The organism is Dehalococcoidia bacterium (assembly GCA_021295915.1).
Taxonomy (GTDB): domain Bacteria; phylum Chloroflexota; class Dehalococcoidia; order Lucifugimonadales; family UBA1123; genus VXRN01.
This window is the reverse complement of the sequence record JAGWBK010000081.1, coordinates 1-4,955: the sequence shown is the minus strand read 5'-3', so window position 1 is coordinate 4,955 and position 4,955 is coordinate 1. Positions and strand designations below refer to the sequence as shown.

At 60.7% G+C, this 4,955-nt stretch carries 5 protein-coding genes; 1 reads left to right on the top strand and 4 read right to left on the bottom strand.

What is annotated here, in order from left to right; genetic code table 11:
• Positions 1-252 precede the first annotated feature (252 nt).
• From J4G14_15005 to J4G14_14990, 4 genes are read right to left on the bottom strand one after another with little or no spacing between them, the layout of a single operon-like run.
• Positions 253-747, bottom strand: a complete 495-nt coding sequence (locus J4G14_15005) for an NUDIX domain-containing protein (protein MCE2459098.1) — start codon at positions 745-747, stop codon at positions 253-255.
• Complete coding sequence (locus J4G14_15000) at positions 744-1,424, bottom strand: MFS transporter (GenBank protein ID MCE2459097.1); 681 nt, start codon at positions 1,422-1,424, stop codon at positions 744-746. Before J4G14_15000 ends, J4G14_15005 begins: the two co-directional genes overlap by 4 nt.
• Positions 1,328-1,987, bottom strand: coding sequence for an MFS transporter (locus tag J4G14_14995; GenBank protein ID MCE2459096.1), 660 nt, complete (start codon positions 1,985-1,987; stop codon positions 1,328-1,330). Before J4G14_14995 ends, J4G14_15000 begins: the two co-directional genes overlap by 97 nt.
• Before the next feature lie 23 nt (positions 1,988-2,010).
• A complete protein-coding gene (locus J4G14_14990) occupies positions 2,011-3,900 on the bottom strand; it encodes an ABC transporter ATP-binding protein (GenBank protein MCE2459095.1) in 1,890 nt (629 codons plus the stop codon).
• Between the two features lie 422 nt (positions 3,901-4,322).
• Between J4G14_14990 and J4G14_14985 the strand changes: the two genes are divergently transcribed.
• On the top strand, positions 4,323-4,955 hold a 633-nt coding region (locus tag J4G14_14985; GenBank protein ID MCE2459094.1), incomplete at its 3' end, for an ATP-binding protein.

Here is a 4,955-nt window from a genome sequence, read left to right as displayed (position 1 = left end):
TGACGAGCCTGAAAATCGTCCGAATGAGCGCTCCTACGCGACCGCCACGCTCACTACGCCGCCCTGAAACCCCTTCTTCCGCAGCCTGCTAGGCTTATACGGCCTCTTGAATCAGTCGGATCTGGGAGCGACGAGGACGCCATTGTGGGCCATTAGGTGTGCGCCAGTGTCCAGATATTCCCAAACCGAGTGCGTGGGGAACCCATTCGGTACCTAGTGAGAGTCAATTCCCACGTCCTGGCTAAGGGTAGGTCAGTTGAGGAAACCGGGCTCGGCGTGGGTTATGTACTCCGTCGATTCAGGAAGGTCTCTCACGTGCTGGCGGAGAAAGGGTGGGAGCAGGTTGGCCTGTTCGACCTCAGCCAGAGGGATCCACTGGAACACGGTCCCGGACTCGCCACCCTCGAAGGTACCGTCCCGGTCGAAGACCATTGAGCCGGGGGCAAATTCTACCAGGAAGTAGAGGGAGACCTCCTGGAACCAGTTGCCGTCGAGCTGGAACAGGTTGTCTGCGACGAGTACGAGGCGACCGATCGTCGCCTCCTCGCCAAGCTCTTCGTTTAACTCTCTAGCCAGCGCCTCGACGGCGTTCTCGCCGTATTCGACTCGACCGCCGGGGACGAAGCAGAAGCCGTGTCTCACGTCTTGCTCGACAAGCAGGCGTCCATCGTGCACGGCGATGCCGCCGACTCGATACATGAACGTGAGTCCTCTGCCTGAGGACATGATCATTTCTGAGCGTGTCATGAGCTTGCCACGGGACGCCGTACCCACCACATCATGATTGCACCAATCGCGAACAGCCCCGCGAAGCACGCGAAGGCGAACTCGTAGCTGCCCGTTGCATCGTAAACGAATGCGGCGAACATCGGGCCGAGTAGTCCTGGGAGCAGACCGATCGGTCCCATAAGACCCTGAATGGAGCCCAGGTGTCGGCGGCCGAAGTAGCGAGCCCAGATGAGAGGTCCCAGGACTGTCAGGCTTCCGGCCGTCAGTCCATACGGCAACGCGAATCCCAGGTACAGCATCATTGGACTGCCCACAAAGAACAGCGCTGAGAGCGAAGCGGCACTTCCCAAGAGCACCAGGACCAGCAGCAGGCGGATCTCCACGCGATCGGCCAGGTACCCCCAGACCAGCTTTCCACTCAGGGCCGCGAAGCTGTGGATGACCAGACTGACGCCAGCCGTCGCGCTGGAAAAGCCCAGGTCGATCAGGAACGGAGTCCTGTGGATGATTACCGATCCCTGAGCCGCGCCGTAAACCAACTCAGTTACGAACAGGAGCCAAAGCGCTCTGCTGCGAAATGCCTCCTGGACTGTCCAGCTCACCTCGCTGGTGTGGTCTTCGGTATCCTGCTGGACTGAGTCTGACTGTGACGATGGCTCTGCCGAAGTGGTGTCGCCGTCAGGAAGCAGGCCCATATCTTCCGTGCCGGGGGAATCACAAGCAGCGGCGGCAGCAGTCCCAGGTAGAGCCAGGCCGAGCGCCAGCCGTATTGATCGATCAGGAAGACGATGAGCGGGGTGAAGGCCGCCACTCCGATATTCAGCCCACCGGTGGCGATTCCGGCCGCTCGTCCTCGCCTGCGAACGAACCACTTGGCTATCGTCGGACTTGTGACGCTGTAGGCCAGCCCGGCGAAACCGAGCGTGCCGAGGACGCCGAGAAACAGCACGAACTGCCACAGGTGCCGGGTCTGAGACAGGAGAATCATCGAGGCTCCCATGCAGAGGGCGCCTCCTGCCATCAGCAGACGAGGTCCATAGCGGTCTATACAGAAGCCAATCAGCGGCGAGATCATCGCGCCCACGATGTTCTGAGTCATCAGGGCGCCGGTCAGCACCGCGCGCGACCAGCCGAGTTCCTCAGTCAGCGGCTTGATGAAGAAGCCAAATGTCTGGTTTCCCAGTCCCGCGCGTACACCCTGGCTGATGAAACAGCACACGACGATGTACCAACCATAGAAGAAGCGGGGTTCAGCCAACAGAGATGCCTACCAGCAGGGCGTCAGTCGGCGCCTACGAGGACGCCGTCATGCGTCATTACGCGGCCGTCCGTGAGGACTATACCGTCTTCGCAGAGGGACTCGACGAGGCCGCCCTGGAACTGCTCGTTGTACAGCTCGGCGTAGAGTCCGCATCGTTCGAGCAGCTCGTGGTGGGTGCCGTACTCGATGATCCGGCCTTCGTCGACGACGTAGATCATGTCGGCGGACATGATCGTCGACAGCCGGTGCGCTATGGCGATTGTCGTGCGGTCGCGCATCAGCGGCTCCAGCGCCATCTGGACGTGTCGCTCGCTGGTCGTATCCAGCGCGGATGTGGCCTCGTCGAGAATCAGGATGCGCGGGTCGTGCAGGATCACGCGGGCTATCGCGAGCCGCTGGCGCTCTCCGCCTGACAGCCGGTAGCCGCGCTCTCCGACAACCGTGTCGTAGCCGTCCGGGAGCGTCTCTATCCAGTCGTGGATGTACGCCGCCCTGGCTGCGGCCTCGATCTCGGACTGGGTGGCGTCCGGCCTGGCGTACAGCAGGTTGCTCCTGAGACTGGCGTGGAACAGGTAGCTCTCCTGCGTCACGTACCCGATCATTCCGGCGAGCGAGTCCAGCTTGATGTCGCGGATGTCCATGCCGTCGATCTTCACCGAGCCCTCAGTGGGATCGTACAGTCGCGGGATCAGGTACGAGATCGTGGACTTGCCCGCGCCGCTCGGACCGACGAACGCCGCAAGCTGGCCCGCCTGCACCTCGAAGTCCACGTCATCCAGCGCCCAGCGGCGGTGACCGTCGTCGGTGGTCTGCTCGCCGTGCTCGGGGTTGTACGTCAGCTTGACCGAGTCGAACGTCAAGCGACCGCGAACGTCGCGCGGGGCCATATCGACGGCGTCGGGACGGTCCTCGATGTCGGGCCTGATGTCGAGGTATCGGAAGATGCGCTCGAACAGCGCGGTCGAAGCCTGCAGCTCTACGGACACCTCCATCAGGTTGACTATCGGGAAGTACAACCTGAACTGGAGCGTGGTGAATGCGACGATGGTGCCGGGGCTGATGTCCGGGGTCGTCGTGCCCGCTATGAGATAACCCGAGATCAGGTAAACGACCACCGGCGCGAGCGAGAAGAATATCTGCATCACCGTGAAGAACGACTGGCCGGTCATCTGACGCCTGACGGCGAGGTCGGCCATGCGTTCGTTCTCGTTGTGGAAGCGTTCGATCTCCTGGTTCTGCCTCCCGAACAGCTTGGCGAGCATGATGCCGGAGATCGATAGCGTCTCCTGGGTGATTGCGGTGACCTCGGCGGCGGCCTCCTGTGATTGTTCCGTAATGCGCCGCCTGCGCTCTCCCACGAACCTCGATATGACCACGAACACCGGGATGGCGATGACGGACACGACCGTCAGCTCCCACGACAGGATCAGCATGGCCACGAGCGTGCTGATGAATATGACCGTGTTGGACAGCACGCTGGAGAGCGTGTTGGTAACGACGTTCTGCACGCCGCCGACGTCGTTGGCGATACGCGACTGTATCTCCCCGGTACGAGTGCCGGTGAAGAAGCCTAGCGACTGTCGTTGAAGGTGCGAGTATAGTCTGTCCCGCAGGTCGCGCATCACGCGCTGACCGACCTCGTTGGTCAGGTACGTCTGGAGGATGCCCAGGCCTCCGCTGACGACCGTGGCGGCAGTCATGATGCCGGACAGTATCCACAGCATCCGCAAATCGACGCCGCCCGCAGGGAAGAGCGCGTCGTCGAAGACCGACCGAATCAGAAGCGGGTTGACGACGCCCAGGCCGGCAGTCACCAGGATCAGCAGCACCACTCCGATAACCTGCCACGTGTATGGCCGGAACGACGCAGCCGCCCTTCCAACGGTGGCCCTGCCCGAGCCTGACTCCATCCGGTCCCGCTCCATATCTCTAAACACCCCTCCCAATCACTATATCCCCGAAGCAGCCGGGATGCCACAGCAACCTGACAGGTGAAGCTGTACCAGACTCGTAGGGGCGGCTGTTTCACTACTTACCGGAGCGCGGGCGTCTCGCCCACATTCGTTCGTCCTGAGCTTGTCGAAGAACCATTGAGCCATCCTGTAAAACCGGTACAGCTCCTGACATGTAAAGCTGTCCCAGACTGGTAGGGGCGGTTCGCGAACCGCCCATGCGGGTGTCAGCGGGCCCCGCGAAAGCTGCCACCACCACCCTTGGATTCCGGCCTTTCCTGGAATGACGAAGCCGGTGAACACAGTCAGTTCAGACTAGCATCTGCACAAATTGAAAGTAGTACTTGCAGATTGTGCAGCATCTTGCTAACTTGTCGACCATGATCGAGCGTGAAATAACAGGCCGACTTACCGCTCTGTTTGAGCAGTACCCTTTTGTGACAGTGACCGGTCCACGTCAGTCCGGCAAGACAACTCTCTGCCGCGCAGCCTTTCCAAATCTGCACTACGTCAACCTGGAAGCTCCCGACCAGCGGGACTTCGCTGAATCCGACCCGCGTGGCTTTCTGGCGCAGCTCGGTGAGGGAGCCATCATTGACGAGGTACAGTACGTTCCTCAGCTCATGTCATACTTACAGGTTCTTGCTGACGAACTGGGCCGCAATGGTCTGTTCGTTCTTACCGGCAGCGAGCAGTTCAGGCTCTCGGAAGCCATCAGCCAATCTCTAGCTGGCCGGACAGCGTTGCTTCGCCTACTCCCATTTTCTCTTGCAGAACGTCAGCGCATAGGGGCCAGCAATGCGATGGGCGACGTGATCTATTCTGGATTCTACCCCAGGATTCTCGATCAAGGACTAGAACCACGACAAGCGCTCGGCGACTACTTTGAGACCTATATCGAGCGCGACGTGCGTCGGCTGGGTGAGATACGTAACCTGTCCAGCTTCAGACTATTCATGCGCTTGTGTGCAGGCCGAGTTGGGCAACTGGTCAATCTCAGCTCACTGGGTTCG